At 38.0% G+C, this 15,097-nt stretch carries 20 protein-coding genes; 11 read left to right on the top strand and 9 right to left on the bottom strand.

Annotated elements, in window-relative coordinates:
• Positions 1-58: 58 nt before the first annotated feature.
• The gene (locus DSM106972_RS11430) at positions 59-439 is read left to right on the top strand and encodes a TdeIII family type II restriction endonuclease (protein WP_127080797.1); all 381 of its coding nucleotides are present in this window, start codon (positions 59-61) and stop codon (positions 437-439) included.
• Positions 440-723: 284 nt separating this feature from the next.
• Here the strand turns inward: DSM106972_RS11430 and DSM106972_RS11425 are convergent, their stop codons facing one another.
• Positions 724-996, bottom strand: coding sequence for a type II toxin -antitoxin system TacA 1-like antitoxin (locus DSM106972_RS11425; RefSeq protein ID WP_201800706.1), 273 nt, complete (start codon positions 994-996; stop codon positions 724-726).
• A gap of 107 nt (positions 997-1,103) precedes the next feature.
• On the opposite strand from DSM106972_RS11425, the gene DSM106972_RS11420 reads away from it, so the two are divergent.
• The 4 genes from DSM106972_RS11420 (at position 1,104) to DSM106972_RS11405 (ending at position 2,990) form a co-directional block, all read left to right on the top strand.
• Positions 1,104-1,340: a DUF433 domain-containing protein gene (locus DSM106972_RS11420; RefSeq protein WP_127080796.1), complete on the top strand. Its 237-nt coding sequence runs from the start codon at positions 1,104-1,106 to the stop codon at positions 1,338-1,340.
• A complete protein-coding gene (locus DSM106972_RS11415; RefSeq protein ID WP_127080795.1) occupies positions 1,337-1,690 on the top strand; it encodes a DUF5615 family PIN-like protein in 354 nt (117 codons plus the stop codon). The genes DSM106972_RS11420 and DSM106972_RS11415 overlap by 4 nt, the downstream gene beginning before the upstream one ends.
• Positions 1,691-1,995: 305 nt before the next feature.
• Complete coding sequence (locus DSM106972_RS11410; protein ID WP_127080794.1) at positions 1,996-2,643, top strand: DUF4142 domain-containing protein; 648 nt, start codon at positions 1,996-1,998, stop codon at positions 2,641-2,643.
• Positions 2,644-2,789: 146 nt separating this feature from the next.
• Positions 2,790-2,990, top strand: coding sequence for a hypothetical protein (locus DSM106972_RS11405; RefSeq protein ID WP_127080793.1), 201 nt, complete (start codon positions 2,790-2,792; stop codon positions 2,988-2,990).
• A gap of 60 nt (positions 2,991-3,050) precedes the next feature.
• Here the strand turns inward: DSM106972_RS11405 and DSM106972_RS11400 are convergent, their stop codons facing one another.
• Both DSM106972_RS11400 and DSM106972_RS11395 read right to left on the bottom strand, forming a co-directional pair.
• Positions 3,051-3,608 carry a hypothetical protein gene (locus DSM106972_RS11400; protein ID WP_127080792.1) on the bottom strand — a complete coding sequence of 186 codons (558 nt, stop codon included), beginning with the start codon at positions 3,606-3,608 and terminating at the stop codon, positions 3,051-3,053.
• Between the two features lie 112 nt (positions 3,609-3,720).
• On the bottom strand, positions 3,721-4,092 hold the full coding sequence (locus DSM106972_RS11395) for a DUF6717 family protein (protein ID WP_325052179.1): 372 nt from the start codon (positions 4,090-4,092) through the stop codon (positions 3,721-3,723).
• Positions 4,093-4,256: 164 nt separating this feature from the next.
• Here DSM106972_RS11395 and egtC point away from each other — a divergent pair, with 164 nt between their 5' ends.
• From egtC to egtD, 3 genes are all read left to right on the top strand, one after another.
• Positions 4,257-5,045, top strand: coding sequence for an ergothioneine biosynthesis protein EgtC (gene egtC / locus DSM106972_RS11390; RefSeq protein ID WP_127080791.1), 789 nt, complete (start codon positions 4,257-4,259; stop codon positions 5,043-5,045).
• Positions 5,020-6,261 (top strand): ergothioneine biosynthesis protein EgtB, encoded by a 1,242-nt coding sequence (egtB, locus tag DSM106972_RS11385; protein ID WP_127080790.1) that lies wholly within the window; start codon positions 5,020-5,022, stop codon positions 6,259-6,261. The genes egtC and egtB overlap by 26 nt, the downstream gene beginning before the upstream one ends.
• Positions 6,262-6,394: 133 nt before the next feature.
• Entirely contained in the window at positions 6,395-7,423 is a 1,029-nt protein-coding gene (egtD, locus tag DSM106972_RS11380; RefSeq protein WP_127080789.1) for an L-histidine N(alpha)-methyltransferase, read from the top strand.
• 91 nt (positions 7,424-7,514) lie between these two features.
• Here the strand turns inward: egtD and DSM106972_RS11375 are convergent, their stop codons facing one another.
• Positions 7,515-8,561: an aromatic ring-hydroxylating dioxygenase subunit alpha gene (locus DSM106972_RS11375; RefSeq protein ID WP_127080788.1), complete on the bottom strand. Its 1,047-nt coding sequence runs from the start codon at positions 8,559-8,561 to the stop codon at positions 7,515-7,517.
• A 592-nt stretch (positions 8,562-9,153) separates the two neighbouring features.
• Between DSM106972_RS11375 and DSM106972_RS11365 the strand changes: the two genes are divergently transcribed.
• Both DSM106972_RS11365 and DSM106972_RS11360 read left to right on the top strand, forming a co-directional pair.
• Complete coding sequence (locus tag DSM106972_RS11365; protein WP_127080787.1) at positions 9,154-9,654, top strand: YbjN domain-containing protein; 501 nt, start codon at positions 9,154-9,156, stop codon at positions 9,652-9,654.
• A 100-nt stretch (positions 9,655-9,754) separates the two neighbouring features.
• Complete coding sequence (locus DSM106972_RS11360; protein ID WP_127080829.1) at positions 9,755-10,423, top strand: lipoate--protein ligase family protein; 669 nt, start codon at positions 9,755-9,757, stop codon at positions 10,421-10,423.
• On the opposite strand, the gene DSM106972_RS11355 is transcribed toward DSM106972_RS11360, so the two are convergent.
• The 4 genes from DSM106972_RS11355 to psaK (DSM106972_RS11335) all read right to left on the bottom strand — a co-directional run bounded on the left by DSM106972_RS11355 (position 10,395) and on the right by psaK (DSM106972_RS11335) (position 13,487).
• Positions 10,395-10,985 carry an HD domain-containing protein gene (locus tag DSM106972_RS11355; RefSeq protein WP_127080786.1) on the bottom strand — a complete coding sequence of 197 codons (591 nt, stop codon included), beginning with the start codon at positions 10,983-10,985 and terminating at the stop codon, positions 10,395-10,397. The two genes, DSM106972_RS11360 and DSM106972_RS11355, sit on opposite strands and share 29 nt — an antisense overlap.
• An 86-nt stretch (positions 10,986-11,071) precedes the next feature.
• On the bottom strand, positions 11,072-12,268 hold the full coding sequence (locus DSM106972_RS11350) for a site-2 protease family protein (protein ID WP_127080785.1): 1,197 nt from the start codon (positions 12,266-12,268) through the stop codon (positions 11,072-11,074).
• A 522-nt stretch (positions 12,269-12,790) separates the two neighbouring features.
• Positions 12,791-13,102: a photosystem I reaction center subunit PsaK gene (gene psaK, locus DSM106972_RS11340; RefSeq protein ID WP_186538844.1), complete on the bottom strand. Its 312-nt coding sequence runs from the start codon at positions 13,100-13,102 to the stop codon at positions 12,791-12,793.
• A 133-nt stretch (positions 13,103-13,235) separates the two neighbouring features.
• Positions 13,236-13,487 carry a photosystem I reaction center subunit PsaK gene (psaK, locus tag DSM106972_RS11335; protein ID WP_127080784.1) on the bottom strand — a complete coding sequence of 84 codons (252 nt, stop codon included), beginning with the start codon at positions 13,485-13,487 and terminating at the stop codon, positions 13,236-13,238.
• A 139-nt stretch (positions 13,488-13,626) separates the two neighbouring features.
• Here psaK (DSM106972_RS11335) and DSM106972_RS11330 point away from each other — a divergent pair, with 139 nt between their 5' ends.
• The gene (locus DSM106972_RS11330) at positions 13,627-14,262 is read left to right on the top strand and encodes a phosphoribosylanthranilate isomerase (RefSeq protein ID WP_127080783.1); all 636 of its coding nucleotides are present in this window, start codon (positions 13,627-13,629) and stop codon (positions 14,260-14,262) included.
• A gap of 117 nt (positions 14,263-14,379) precedes the next feature.
• Here DSM106972_RS11330 and folE read toward each other — a convergent pair whose 3' ends face one another.
• Positions 14,380-15,078 carry a GTP cyclohydrolase I FolE gene (gene folE / locus DSM106972_RS11325; protein WP_127080782.1) on the bottom strand — a complete coding sequence of 233 codons (699 nt, stop codon included), beginning with the start codon at positions 15,076-15,078 and terminating at the stop codon, positions 14,380-14,382.
• Between the last annotated feature and the right edge of the window lie 19 nt (positions 15,079-15,097).

Below are 15,097 nucleotides of genomic sequence, written 5' to 3'. Positions count from 1 at the left end.
TGTGTTACCTCATGTAGATGCATTTCCGTATTTATATATCTTTACATAGTTTGGTTTATTGGCGCCGACTTACTTATATATCCTTGCGAAAGACGGGAAAGAGTTCTTATTTGAAATTAAATCTCCCAAACCAAACAAGGGTCAGTGCTTGGAAGTAACACAACGTCTTCTAAAATTTCATTTGTTACAAGGCAAGAATCGCCCAGAATTACAAGCTTTCTACGCAATGCCCTATAATCCTTACGGAATGACCAGAAGTAGTTATAAGTACTCATTTGCACAGAAATATACACCTTTTAATGAAGCTGTTATCATTGGTGACGAGTTTTGGAATATTGTAGGGGGAACAGGCGCCTATGAAGAATTATTAGAAATTTATTTAGAAGTTGGACAGGATAAAAGTAAATACATGTTAGATGCTCTTGCATTTGGATTTTAGATGTTGTGGTTTACAATAATTTAAATCTTCATTTTCAAGGGATTTATCTTGAAAAAACTCATAAATAACAGCTTACTATGAATTATAGAATAGAGACGTATAATCAAATTGAACTCGCTATAAAAGGTGCTATAGAGTTAAATGCTACAAGAATTGATTTAAATTTTTCATCGAGTTGTGGGCCAATTATTATACCTGAATCGATTGGCGATTGAAAATCCTCTTAATGAACTTCCTACAAGTGTTTCCAATTTACCAGTTAAAATATTGTACTAAACGTAACATTACCATTTGCCGTATTTATCTTGATGCTCTTTAATTGCTACTTTTAGTGCTTCCGGAGCTTCGGGAGGATTTTCTAAAGCTGAAACCATAATATCCCAATCGCGTTCAGATAAAACTATCTTTTCTATAACAGGTTTTTCTGATTGCTTGTCAAGATATAATTTTACTGCTTCGGTTACAATTTCTTCCGGTGCCTGACCTGTAGACTCAGCCAAATTTATTAACTTTTGTAACAACGCTGGCTCTGGTTTCCAGCTAAATGTAGATTCCATAATCGAATGTGTCGTTAACTAATTAATAACTTTGATTTTAGCTGCGAGTTCAAAGCGCCAGGTAACATATAGGATAATTAAATAAAAGGTATCGGTAAGCGGCGCCAATGCAAAACCAAAAAATTGTATCCGACCCAAAAGTCATGATGGGAAAACCAGTAGTTTCGGGAACACGTCTCACAGTTGAGCTAATTCTCGAAAAACTTGCTGCGGGAGAAACGACTGAGCAAATACTTGAAGCTCATCCAAGGCTTACTCGTGAGGGGATTCAAGCAGCTTTAGCATTTGCTGCTCAGGTTTTACGATATGATGTAGTCTATCCAACTGTTGAGAAAGCTTCTTGAAATTTCTAGGTGACGAAAATTTAGATTTCCAGATAGTTGAACGATTGCGGCTTGATGGCCACACCGTATTGTATGTCATTGAAATGGAACCAGGAATTTCTGATGATGAAGTCTTGGATTTGGCAAATAGGGAAGGCGCAATATTATTGACATTCGATAAAGATTTCGGTGAGCTAGTTTTTCGCTTGGGTCGCATTGCCGCAGGCGTTATCTTAATTAGATTGTTTGGTTTGTCACCTGCTGATAAAGCCGAAATACTTACTAATGCAATCAGTGCCTACCCAAATCAATTATTAGGGGCTTTTACCGTTATTACATCAAAAAGTATTCGTATTCGTAAAATAACTTAGTTTTTCGCAGAGGAAACTCCACAACTGTAGCTAAAACTTATCAACGGCGCCAATCTGAGAGTAAGGATTGATACAGCAGCCATCTAAATTGGTTTATGTAAATTTTAGATATTATTATAATGGCGCCACTATCTAGCGTTTGGTTTTCTAGCTAAAACCTAAGACAGAGGAATCTGTAGCGAAAAACATATGTATTTGAGTTAGCGCAGTTTCTCTGAGGTCAAAGCTTCTATCAAAATCAAAGATAAAAGTTTATCACGAGAAGCGCACGCTTAAAAATCAATGTGATAACAAAGTATTGATAGATGATTAGGAGAATTCTTACTAGCGTTGGTTTGGTTGCTGTTGGGTTGTTGGTATCGCTGCTGATTGGTACTGCGTTGCCTGGAAATAATTTTGTTAATGCTCAAACTAATCGTACTGCACCCGCACGTAATAACCAACTCAATGCAATAGATAGGCAGTATGTCCAAGATGCGGGTCAAGCTAGTTTGGCTGGGATTAGTTTAGGTAGATTGGCTTTACAGCGTTCAAATAATACTGCTGTTAAACAGTTTGCACAGGCAGAAATTAATGAACAGGTTGATGTCAGAAATAACTTAAACCGTATTGCACCCAAATTAGGTGTTACTGTTCCAATTACTCCGAATGCTAAAAACCAAGCTCTTTCCGCACGCATGTCTCAACTAAGAGGTGAGAATTTTGATAAAGCGTTTTTTCAAGAAGCAGGTATTAATGCTCACTTAGAGAATACTGCTATATATCAGCGTGAAGCTACATTTGGACAAAACCAAGATTTGATTGGAGTCGCTAATAAAGGTTTGCCAATTATTAGTAACCACTTTAATACTGCTAGTCGCTTGACCAATTACCGAGTTGCTGGGTTGATACAAGGCATTAACACTCCGGGTACATCTGGTACTGTACCTCAAAGTAATACGGTGCCTCAATAATTTTAAATTATAGTTTAGTACCACTGCTTTATGTCATAAGTCTGGAAGTTGTAAGGTGGGCATTGCCCACCCTACTAATACACATTTAAAACAACATATAATTATAAATAGTAGCGTTAAAATCAGGAATTTCAGTAGGTAAATTTATGAATGATAATTCTGTATTTACAATATTTATCGTATTTGGATGTATTTGGGTGTTGATGGGAGTCGGTGCTGTTATTGGACTGATGAAAATGGATGGTCAAGAAATTAGGTTTAGTAAAACAGCGCTTGTTGTTGCTATCCCTATTATTGTGCCAATTATAATTACTTTGACTTATGCTGCAATTAGGGGTACGTTTTAGTTTATGGTTATAATGTTGGGTTCCGCTGAAGGGAAACCCAACCTACATATTTTGTTTGTTCTATTTTTTGGCGTTATTCCAGATTGTTATTAATTCTGTTTCTGGCACGTTTATTGCTTGTATACAAAGGTTATTTAAACAGGTTAAGCCATCTTTTGAGTAGGATGTGTTTTTGGGGATACCTTTGCAAAAGCTTGCGGTTCCGGTTGAGGCGCAAACGTTGAAAAAATGTAGGATATTACCTCTTTTGATTTGTCTTTCTATATTGGGGTCGGCGCCGTTTATTCTAGGTATAGAAGAATCTAAAAGTATCTCATTGTCAAGTCTTATATTTGTAGGTTTAAAGTCATCTTTTAATACATATAGGGAAATAGTGTAGGCGCCATGATCACCATATACGCAACCGTTTTGAAAACGTTTTGGCATGTCGGGTACTACTGAGGCGCCAACAGAACCCATGTATATCATTTGAATTTGTGATTTGACATCTTGCCAGGTTTTACAATACTGTTTTTGTACAGGAGGCTTTTGGGCAATGGCTAGATCAAAAGCACTTATAACTAGTCCAGTCAAAGTAGTACCAATAAGCGATAAAATAAAAGTTTTAATTGGCGCCATTTCTAATTATCTCCTCAACCCAAAGATACATCACATAAAAAATAAATATGCCGTATCTTTATTTGAAACGCAATACAAAAAAATACCTTTGTAAATTGTATTTAAATTTACTTTATCGATAAAGACTTTCAGCTTTGCAATAAATTCTGTTTGGCTGGGTCTCAAAGTATTTAAATAAAGCAGGACAAAGCCATCCTTCTAACTTTTTTTCACCCCACAAATACCAGTGTCCATTATACTCTTCGCGTAGCCATATTAACTCTGCTTGATACCCAGGAAAAGGATTACCTGAAAACAAAAGTTTAAACCCTTCGTCAAGGTTAGAAATATCTTTAACCAAAATGTCAATCATTTCAGGAATTCCACTGACAAATGGTTCTTGCATAAGTCCAACTCTTTCGTCGTCGAATACCCAAGTTCCATTGTGTCGGTAAGGGAAAATTACGGCAATTGCATTACTCATTACATCCTTACTGATTACCATATTCTTGTTAAGACGACTTCTTTCTAACGATGGGTTCCAAGCTAGACTGGCGCCATTAAAATGTAAACTTGTGTAAAGATACTGAGATAAATACTTATCTAATATTCAGGGGCTTCTCAGGAATAAGGCGTAACATGTCGAATTATAAGGAATGATTTTAAAGTATGTGTCGTTTACTTGCTTATATTGGTACCCCTGTAAATCTAGAGTCAATTCTGTGTAAACCAGAACATTCTTTGATAGTCCAAAGCTATAAACCGCGCGAAATGCTCCAAGGTACTGTAAACGCCGACGGTTACGGTATTGGTTGGTATGATTTAAAAAAAGGTTCAGAGCCTTTTATCTACAAAAGCATCATACCAATTTGGAATGATACAAACTTGGAAAGTATCAGCCGCTACGTTGAATCAAACAATATCTTGGCTTATATACGTAGTGCAACATCAGGTCAAGCGCTTGATATGAGCAATGCACAACCGTTTAAGTACAAGAATTTATCATTTATCCATAACGGTCGTGTTGAGAAGTTCAAGAAAACTTTATACCGACCAATGCGTACAAACTTAACCGATGAAATCTACAGTTGGATAGGTGGCACTACAGACTCTGAGCATATTTTTGCAATGATTTTGAATCATCTCACTACCAATCCTGATAAAACTATCGAACAAGCTTTACATGTAACACTGCTTGAACTTCAAGAAATGGCGTTTAGTTATGACACTTCTATTTTAGCCAATTTGGTTGTCAGTGATGGTAAGCGACTAGTTGCTTCACGTTACGCAGTCAAACAACAAGCACCTACGCTTTATTGGGTTCAAGATGACGCAAATTTTCCTAATTCCGTAATTATTGCGTCGGAACCGTTGTTTACTGGTAATTGGCAACCATGTCCAGAGAACAGCATTATCAGTGTGGGAGAAGAGTGTGATATTGAACTATTGCAAATCTAGCTTAAAAGATTATTTCATACGTGGGTTTCAGGAGTGTCGCACGCAAACATTAGAACTATTAGATAGTTTGGACGAGGAAACTTTTCGCTGTTTAGCTCATCCTGATTTTAGTCCTGTGGGTTGGCATTTGGGGCATATTGCTTACACTGAGTCACTTTGGTTATTGGAACGCGGCGCCAATCAAAAGCCAATGTTTCCCCAATATCGTAAACTGTATGCAGCAGATGGTTTGCCAAAATCGGAACGAGTCCAGTTACCCACTATTGAAGAAACTCGTTATTACCTCAATGCTGTTCGTGAGAAAGTACTAGATTATTTAAAGGTTGTAGATATAGAACCGCAGGAAAGACTTTGGCGATTTTTACTTCAACACGAAAGTCAACACTGCGAAACTGCTTGCATTGTTTTGAAATTAATTAATTATCAAAACCCCCTTCCCATACCTTCCCCGTTACCTCTTACTCTTTCTCCCGAAATTAAAATTCCTAGGGGTGAGTTTGAAATGGGGAGTAATTCTGCAAATGCTTTAGATAATGAACGCGCGGCATATACAGTGTATTTGGACACCTATTTTATAGACAGGTATCCAATAACTTCGAGAAAATATCGTGATTTTATGGAATCTGGAGGTTATAAAAAAGCTCAGTATTGGTCTGATGCAGGCTGGGAATGGTTACAACACAAGCAAGTGAACCAACCTTTATATTGGTGTAATGATGGCGCCTGTGATAATCATCCTGTCATGGGCGTGAGTTATTATGAAGCAGAAGCTTATGCAAAATTCGTAGGCAAACGACTACCAACAGAAGCAGAATGGGAAAAAGCTGCACGCTGGGATGAACAAGCAAAGTATAGTCGCACATACCCGTGGGGAGAGGAAGAACCAACGCAGGAATTTTGCAATTGCGCTGCACCTTCTTCTAATATCTATCAAACAACTCCAGTTAACGCATACCCCAAAGGACAAAGCGCATATGGAATGTATGATGCTTTAGGTAACGTGTGGGAATGGACTAATACTTGGTTTGATGGCTATAAAGGGTTTGAATATTATCCATATATTGGTTACTCCCAAGTTTACTTCGATAACAAACATAAAGTCCTTAAAGGTTCTAGTTGGGCAACACGACCAATGGCAATGCGTGCGAGTTTCCGAAATTGGTACTATCCCCATGTTCGGCAAATTTTCGCAGGGTTTCGCTGTGCAAGCAATTAATTAAAATACTCATTAATCTCTGTCAATCTAGCTCAAGCGTGATGTTTTGAGACATTGCTTTGTGTTTCACTATTCAGAATGCTTGAATAAATTACTTACAAGTAGCGAATATAACAACGTATTCGGAGGGTAAATGACGATATCTAATACTAACAGCAGTCAGGCTATGCAGCAACAAATTGAAAAACGTCTGAAAATTCAACATCTACGTTCTGTAACTGCAAGTCTAACAACGACTGCTGGAAGTGATGTGGTGAAAGGGTTAACGCAAACAGCAAAAACGTTACCTCCACGTTATTTCTATGATGATAGAGGTTCTGATTTATTCGAGCAAATTTGTGAATTGCCAGAGTATTACGTCACACGAACCGAAACTGCAATTTTACAAGCATGTGCGAGTGACATAGCAGAAATTACCAAAGAGTGTGAACTTGTCGAGTTAGGTAGTGGCAGCTCCACAAAAACCCGAATTTTACTTGATGCTTATCAAAATCTTGGTTTGCCGTTACGGTACTTACCTATAGATGTAAGTGCTGGAATGCTAGAAAACAGTGCCAAACAATTACTACTTGATTATCCAACCTTAGAAATTAACGCTCTTGCTGGAACATACGAACTTGCTTTACATGAACTTCCAGCAAAACAGTTACCATCGCGAATTATTGCTTTTATTGGCAGTACTTTGGGTAATTTAAATCCGCAAGAGTCAGAAGTGTTCTTCTCACAAATTACTCAAGCTTTGCATTCTGGTGAGTACTTCTTGTTAGGTATCGATTTACAAAAACCAAAACATATTTTAGAAGCTGCTTACAACGATAGTCAAGGTGTAACCGCAGCTTTTAACTTAAATATGTTAGAGCATATTAACTGGTTGTATAACGGAAACTTTGATACAACACAGTTTGAACACTTTGCATTTTATAATGACACTGAAAATCAGATAGAGATGCATTTGCGTTCATTAAAGTCTCAAAATGTCAAACTAGAAGCGCTCAATATAAGTGTTGATATTAAAGCTAGTGAAACTATCATGACTGAGATTTCAAGGAAATTTGATATTGCCACAATTAAGCAGCAATTAAGCACACATGGTTTAATAACTCAAAAAGTTTGGACTGATACCAACAACTGGTTTGGTTTATTGCTCTGCCAGTTACAGTAATTTGGCAACGGATACAACGGATGTAACGGATGAGTTATTCGTTACAAACAAAATCTTGTTAATTAAAATAAACCATCCGTTACATCCGTTCTTATCCGTTGCCAAGTTGACTTTGCATTAATCTTTGCACGCTAACTAACGCGCGGTTTAACTCGTAGTTCTTCCTTTCAGGATTTTGTAAATAAGCTAGTTGTTCTTCTTCTATCATCTTTACATCTTGCTCTACCAACCCATCCAGTAATTTCTGTGCGGCGCCAAATAAGCTATCTTTAATAAAGCGTCGAAACCATATCGGCAACTTATGCAGGCGCCAAAATGCATTTAACGATGTAAAGTGAACTAAATACGCTTTGGTTTCAGTCTCGCTAATCGGACATAGCAAACAATATATTTTAAAATCTTGTCCCAAGGTTGAAGCCCAGTGTGGGTAAATATAACTTACATCTAAAGGTTCTGGATGCAGGCGCCGTAATTTTTTAAATAATAACTGCGATATCGACCAGATTTTATCTATTTTATAGTAACTTTGCGCCGTGTAATGAGCGTCTACACGATTCTCATTCTCATTTATATCTCGAAGTTCCGCTTCTGCCCACGCTTGATAGTCCTCATGTAAATGCCCATGATACATATCCATCAGGTTCTCGATTAAATATGAATAGTGCGCTTTGCAGTGAATTACAGAAACAGTTGCAATATAGTTCAAATGTCCCCATTCAGGAAGACCCATTGGTTGTGGTTGTAACGTTGCAACATCTCCAGGGAATAACCAGATAAAACCATCTTGTTCAATAACAGGGTAACGACGAATTTTACAGTTGGGTAATTTTTGATTTTCGGCTAAGTATGGAACTTCTACACAGTTACCATTTTCATTCAGGCGCCAGCCATGATAAGCACACTCAATAGTATTATTTATGACTTTACCGTGACTTAATTTAACTTGGCGATGTGGACAACGGTCTTCCAGTGCGTGAATTTGTCCTTCACTATCTCGGTAAAGAACAATATCCTGCTTCCATAGAGTTACACCTACAGGTTGAGTATTTATCTCCGAACTGCACGCGACAACATACCAGTGATTAGGGTTAATACCCAGCTGACGAACATCGCGACTAGGCACAGCTTGCACAAACATAGATAATGTGGGGCGTTTTAATGGAAAGCATAATTGTGTAACATTGTACCAGTAGAGACGTGATTAATCACGTCTCTACAATTATCTCAATCCGCATGTAATCGTTTTATGATTGCCTTAAGTAGGAGAACAGGTGCCTATAGGGCTACACTAAAAGCACCCGCAGTCAGACGCGCTAAAATCGATATACAAATAATAATTTATGTTGCTAAAAAAATTCATTTTTCAAAGATAGGAGAAAGTAACATGAGAGCCATTGAAACAAACGTGACAGTAACAGATGTCTCTCTCACGAAGAACGTAAGCTATTAGAGCAAAATTTATTTTTTGATACCTCGGAGCCATCGACTCAAGAATTAATGAATCTTGCTCAAAATGGAGGTTATTTTCATTTTTTGCATGGTGAGCCAGATATATATACCCTTCAAGACGGAGAACCTGTATAGTGTCATTCCAAAAAGGTGATGTAGTTTTAGCCGTTTCATGACCCATCCGTTACATCCGTTCATATCCGTTGCCAATTTTCAATCTGTATTGACAAGCAGGTTATAAAGTAGGTGTAGTAGAACCATAAAGTGAGGCGCCTAATTGTATGACAAGTTACCAAACGAATCTAGATACTACTGATGGAGCGACGGAGTTATTGACAGAGGGTGTATCAATTAACTATGTAGAGGTTATTGAGAATGTTATTGATAGTCTTGAACAAGATGACAGCGCAATGGTGAGTCAACCTCCTGAAGGTGGTCATCTCTGGAAGTTTAAGTATGGTAGTGTTGAAGTGTTTGTACAATTAACGGGTGCAAGTACTGAAGATACAATAACTGTTTGGGCTGTGGTTCTCAAGTTACCAGCAAAAGATGAGCCTAAATTAATGCGGAAGCTGCTTGAGATGAATTGTTCCAGCACCTTTGAATCACGTTTTGGTATAATCGAAAATCAGGTTGTTGTGCTGGCTACCCGTACTTTGGGTGAGTTGTCAGCTGGTGAGGTGTCGCGGTTAATCACTGTTGTGGCAACTATTGCCGATAATAACGATGACGCTTTACAATCTGAATTCGCAATAAATTCCAGTACGGGCGGGTTAACCTAAATTTCCCTTATTTAGTAAAATATAAGTAAACCCGCCCCTAATCTTGATTTTGAACTACTGGCGCCTAATTCCTTTAATTGAAGCATCTGGTGTTATCCAAATGGCAATCGATAAATGGTTGTTAGAACAACATTTATTGGGTAGTCCACCTGTATTAAGATTTTATACATGGGCGCCATCCGCTATTTCTTTAGGCTATCACCAGCATAAGTACCCTGAGCATTGGCAAAATATTATTTGGAAGGGACAAAAACTTGATTTAGTTAAACGTCCTACAGGTGGAAGGGCTGTTTTACATCAAGGTGATTTAACTTATGCTGTGATAACATCTGGACTGGGTGGGACTCGGATGCAAGCTTATCAAAAAATATGTGAGTTTTTAATTGCTGGCTGGAAACAGCTTGGTGTCGATTTACATTATGGTACGGCAGGACGTGGTTATATTCATAATCCGAATTGTTTTGGTACTGCTACAAGCGCGGATTTAGTTACTAATGATGGATATAAGTTAATTGGTAGCGCACAGTTACGAAAGGGGAATGCTATTTTGCAACATGGCACCATACAATTACAACCTGATATCGAATTATTTTCTCAGGTTTTTGGTGAAGAATCACGCTTTGGGCAGTTGTCTTTAAATTTTGATGTTGAAACAATTATTAATGCTTTAGTTGATGCTGCAAGTAATTGTTTTAATACACAATTTGATATTCAGCCTTTATCAGAGGATAAAATGCAACTTATGCTTTCAAATATCCAGCCTCAGTAAAATCATTAATCATTTGCTGTATCGCATCCCATAGTTCGGGTGTACCTTCCTCAACAGGCGCCATACGTTTCATGACTTGTTCGCGACTTATATTATGTAGGCGCCAAGTTCCACCTTTTGTTTGTCCGTTATGTAAAAATGGCTGTATTCTATCTAATGCAGCGGCAAATTTAGCTGTTGGTGTGTTTTGTTGCTCGAATTCTTCCCAAATTTCTCTTAGTTCTGATTCTAAGTCGTCTGGTAAAAGCCCAAATATGCGATTTGCCGCTTCAATTTCACGTTGAGCTTTGTTTAAGTTTGCTTGTATGTCATAGCAGAATGTATCACCTGCGTCAATCTCTACTATGTCATGGATTAATAACATTTTGATAGCACGTGATATGTCTGTTTCTGGTGATGCGTATTCGGATAGAATTATTGCCATCATGGCGATGTGCCATGAGTGTTCTGCGGTATTTTCTCGACGGGAACTATCGGTTAGTAGTGTTTGGCGAAGAATGTGTTTGAGTTTGTCGATTTCTAAGATGAATTGTATTTGTTGAGTGAGACGATTATTTTGCACTTTCTTCGAGTAAATATTCTGTATTAGTATTTTATGTTGGAACGGGCAGGATGCCCATTCCACAAGATGTTTATTTTACAAGATGTTTACTCTTTTGTTGTGGATTTGGCGATTACTCCTAGCTGTAGTCCTGGCGGGTAGGTTCCATTTTGTTTGACTTGTTTGATGTCAGCATCGCTAATTTTTAATTTTAGTTTTTTTGCTAATGCTTGGATAATATCTCCTCTGTCTATTAAACCAGCAACGGCGCCTGCTGGTGAAAGTACTGTTACTCGCAGAATTTTTTCGTCTTCGAGTTTATTGATTACTTCTACTAGTGTGGCTGTTTCTTCGACGGTGGGAAGTTCTGAAAGGGGGTTAACTATTGCTTCTAAGGTTTTGGTTTCCCACTCGCTGCGTTCAATTTGACGTAAGTTGTCAACGTTTACCATACCTCGGTAGCGTCCATCTGACTCAGCGAAGTAAATTTGTGAATTGGAATCTAATAAATATAAGTCGGCAAACGCACGCAGTGGTTGGTTTGCGTCAACAACACGAAAGTCGCGTGTCATTGCTTCGCAAGATTTAGTTTTTAATAGTGTCTCTTGCAAAACTGTAACACGGTCGTAGCTTGTCGCGTTACGAATTCCAAACCACCCTAATAATGCAATCCATAATCCTGTTCCTAAGTCACTTGTAAAATAATCAACTGCTAAACCAGCCGCAATTGCAGTGTATCCTATAATTTTTCCCGATAAAGCGGCGCCTCGCACTGCTTGAAATCTATTACCTGTTACTTTCCATAATGCTGCTTTCAATACTTGTCCACCATCTAACGGTAAACCAGGAATTAAATTAAATAGTGCTAGCACTAAATTAATACGTGCTAAATCTCCAAGTATGCTATGTGTAAGTGAAGTATCAGAAAACACATTTGATATTAATTGCAGTACTATATATAAACCAATGCTTACTAGTGGTCCTGCTATGGCAACTTGAAAAGCTTTACCTGGAGTTTTTGATTCTTCTTCAATTGCCGCAATTCCACCAAATAAAAATAAGGTTATCGAGTTAACTTTAATACCTTGTGACTTTGCAGCCAAGCTATGACCTAATTCGTGTAGCACAACTGAGCCAAACAACAGTAATGACATTATCACTGCGGCGCCCCAAGCCAAGCTGGCGCCCCATTGCTGGTAAGCAAAACCAAAGTTTAGCGTTGCCAACCCAAAAACTACAAACCACAACGGGTCTAAAAATAAAGGTATTCCGAACAAAGACCCTATTTTCCAATTTACTTGCATGATGTTTTCCGTTTAATAAATATTACTAATTGTATTAATTAAGTAGTATGTCTTTATACTTAATCGTACTACAGTTTGTCAAAGCGTGTAGTAATACACTTCGTTGGATTTCATATATCTATAAACAATTGTAGCTCTTTAAATATTTTAGTAGTTGATTTGCGAACCTTAACGCTCATATTGGCGTTTAATAACCAATTAATAACCAATACAGTCGCGATTAAACATGATTATATTTATATAAAATCAATGAAAACAATATGCATAATGAGCTATGATATAAAAGATTCGAGCATCAGAGAAAACTAAATCTATTCCAGCTATAGCTGTAACTGCTTATGGTGGGCAACTGAACAAGCAGCAGGCAATAAAGGCAGGTTTTAACAAACACATTGCGCTCACCAATTAATTTAAATGAAGTTGTGAAAATTGCGCTAGAGCTATTTTAACGACATGTAAAAATGTAGAGACGTTACATGTAACGTCTCTACAACCAATATAAAATATTTGATTCAAAATTAACTAAAGAACACCAAGGTTTGTTAAACCTAAAACGGCGCCTATGCCAACTATATGACCAGTAGCCATTGCTGCGAGAAATGTACCAACACTAGGATTATTGAACAGCGAAGGGAAAGGTAATGGCATTTTATTACCTACATGGGGTTCTTCAATTGTTCTGGGAATAATTAAAAGAGCTAATAAGCTGGCGCCAACAATAATGTAAGTGCCAGTCCAGTCCCATTCGACAGCGCTATTAGGAACTGTTGGTTGAACAGCCGCCAAAAGCGATACAAAATTAAATGTCAAAGTAGATATAAATGTGGAAAACACAGTTCTCTCTCCTACACGAACATAAGCTCATTCTTAATGCTCGTTCGGATAAAGACTTCAATCTTCCATCTAAGGGGAGGAAATGACCTCCCCCTTTAGTTAGAATTACAAATGCCGCAAAATGTGCTGTACTTTACAATGTACCGATGTTAGTCAGTCCTAAAACGATACCAATACCGACAACATGACCAAAGCACATTGCAGCTACAAATGCAGGAATGCTCATAGGTAGTAACGGCATTTTTGGACCAACCATTGGTCTTTCAATCTTTAAGGTGAGCAGCAGCGCAACAAACGAGCATATGCTGATAATCAATCCAATTGTTGGATTCCAAACGGGTGTTGCGGGAACGTTAGCTGCAACTGCTAGTAAAACTGAAGACATAAGCGCGGTTTTCTCCTCAGAGTGAAAACTTATCATAATCAGAAAGATTATAAAAGTTTATAGTAAATAAAGCCAATATTCTTTATTTATTTAGAATTACAGTAAAGTTAACTACGTTTCTTAAATTCTTAAAATTTATATGCGAATTAAAATTTGTGGAATTCGTGACCCATTACAAGGTCAAGCTATTGCGGATAATGGCGCCACTGCTTTAGGATTTATTTGCGTCGAATCTTCCCCACGCTACGTTACCTTAGAGCAAATTCAATTAGTTGTAGCAAAATTACCCTCTCATATAGATAAAATCGGAGTTTTTGCCAATGCAAATCCTACAGAAATAGCATTTATAGCAAATAATTCTGCATTGACAGGAGTGCAATTACACGGTAATGAATCTCCAGAATTTTGCAAACAAGTACGTGAAATTTTGCCAGGAATTGAAATAATTAAAGCATTAAGAATACGTAATGTAGAAGATTTAGATAATACGGCAACTTTTACTGATTATGTTGATACCCTGTTATTAGATGCTTATCATCCTCAACAGTTAGGTGGAACTGGTCAAACTCTAGATTGGAACATCCTTGAGGAATTTAAGCCAGGTCGCCCTTGGTTTTTAGCAGGAGGATTAACACCAGACAATATTGCCTCAGCATTAAATAAAGTCAAACCAAACGGGATTGACTTATCGAGCGGTGTCGAAAAGGCGCCAGCAGATAAAGATTTAGATAAAGTCGCAAAATTATTTGAACAGTTAACAGTGCGCTCGTGCTGAGTGCGCTCGTGCTGAGTGCTGAGTGGGAAATAATTACGTTAACTTCTAACTTCTTACTCCTAACTTCTTTCTCCTAACTCCTCTTACTCAGCACTCAGCATTCAGCACTTTGAACTATTAAAAGAATGATGGTTGGTGACGAATTAAGTTGAAGAATTCTTCGCGCGTCTTTTGTTCGTCTTGGAATACACCAAGCATGGCACTTGTAACAGTCCAAGAACCGGGTTTTTGAACTCCACGCATAGCCATGCACATATGGGCGCCTTCCATAACTACAGCAACGCCTTGGGGTTCTAAAATTGTTTGAACAGCTTCGGCAATTTGACGGGTAAGACGTTCTTGCACCTGCAAACGACGCGAGTACATTTCGACGATGCGGGCAAGTTTACTAAGTCCAACAACTTTTTGGTTAGGGATATAAGCAACATGCGCTCTACCCATAAACGGAAGCATGTGATGTTCGCATAAGCTGAAAAAGTCTATATCACGAACCAATACCATTTCGTTATGCCCTTCATCGAAAATGGCATTATTAACTAGGTCTTCAAGCGACTGGCTATAACCACTCGTCAAGAAGCGCATAGCTTCTGCTACACGTTTTGGAGTTTTGAGCAGTCCTTCACGTTCCGGGTCTTCGCCAACACCTATAAGTATATTTCTTACCGCGTCCTGCATTTGCTCCATATGCTCTGGGGTAGGTGGATGCAAATCAGGTGTCTTACCGTTATGGGTATTACGGTCGGGTCTAGTACTGATGATATCAGTCAAATCAGGAATTAGTGGAGATTGAGAGCCGTTGGAACGAGCTATAGTCATGATGTAAGTGTTATGTGAT

The sequence above is a fragment of the Dulcicalothrix desertica PCC 7102 genome, assembly GCF_003991905.1.
GTDB classification, from domain to species: Bacteria; Cyanobacteriota; Cyanobacteriia; order Cyanobacteriales; family Nostocaceae; genus Dulcicalothrix; species Dulcicalothrix desertica.
This window is presented reverse-complemented; position numbering and strand designations above follow the sequence as displayed.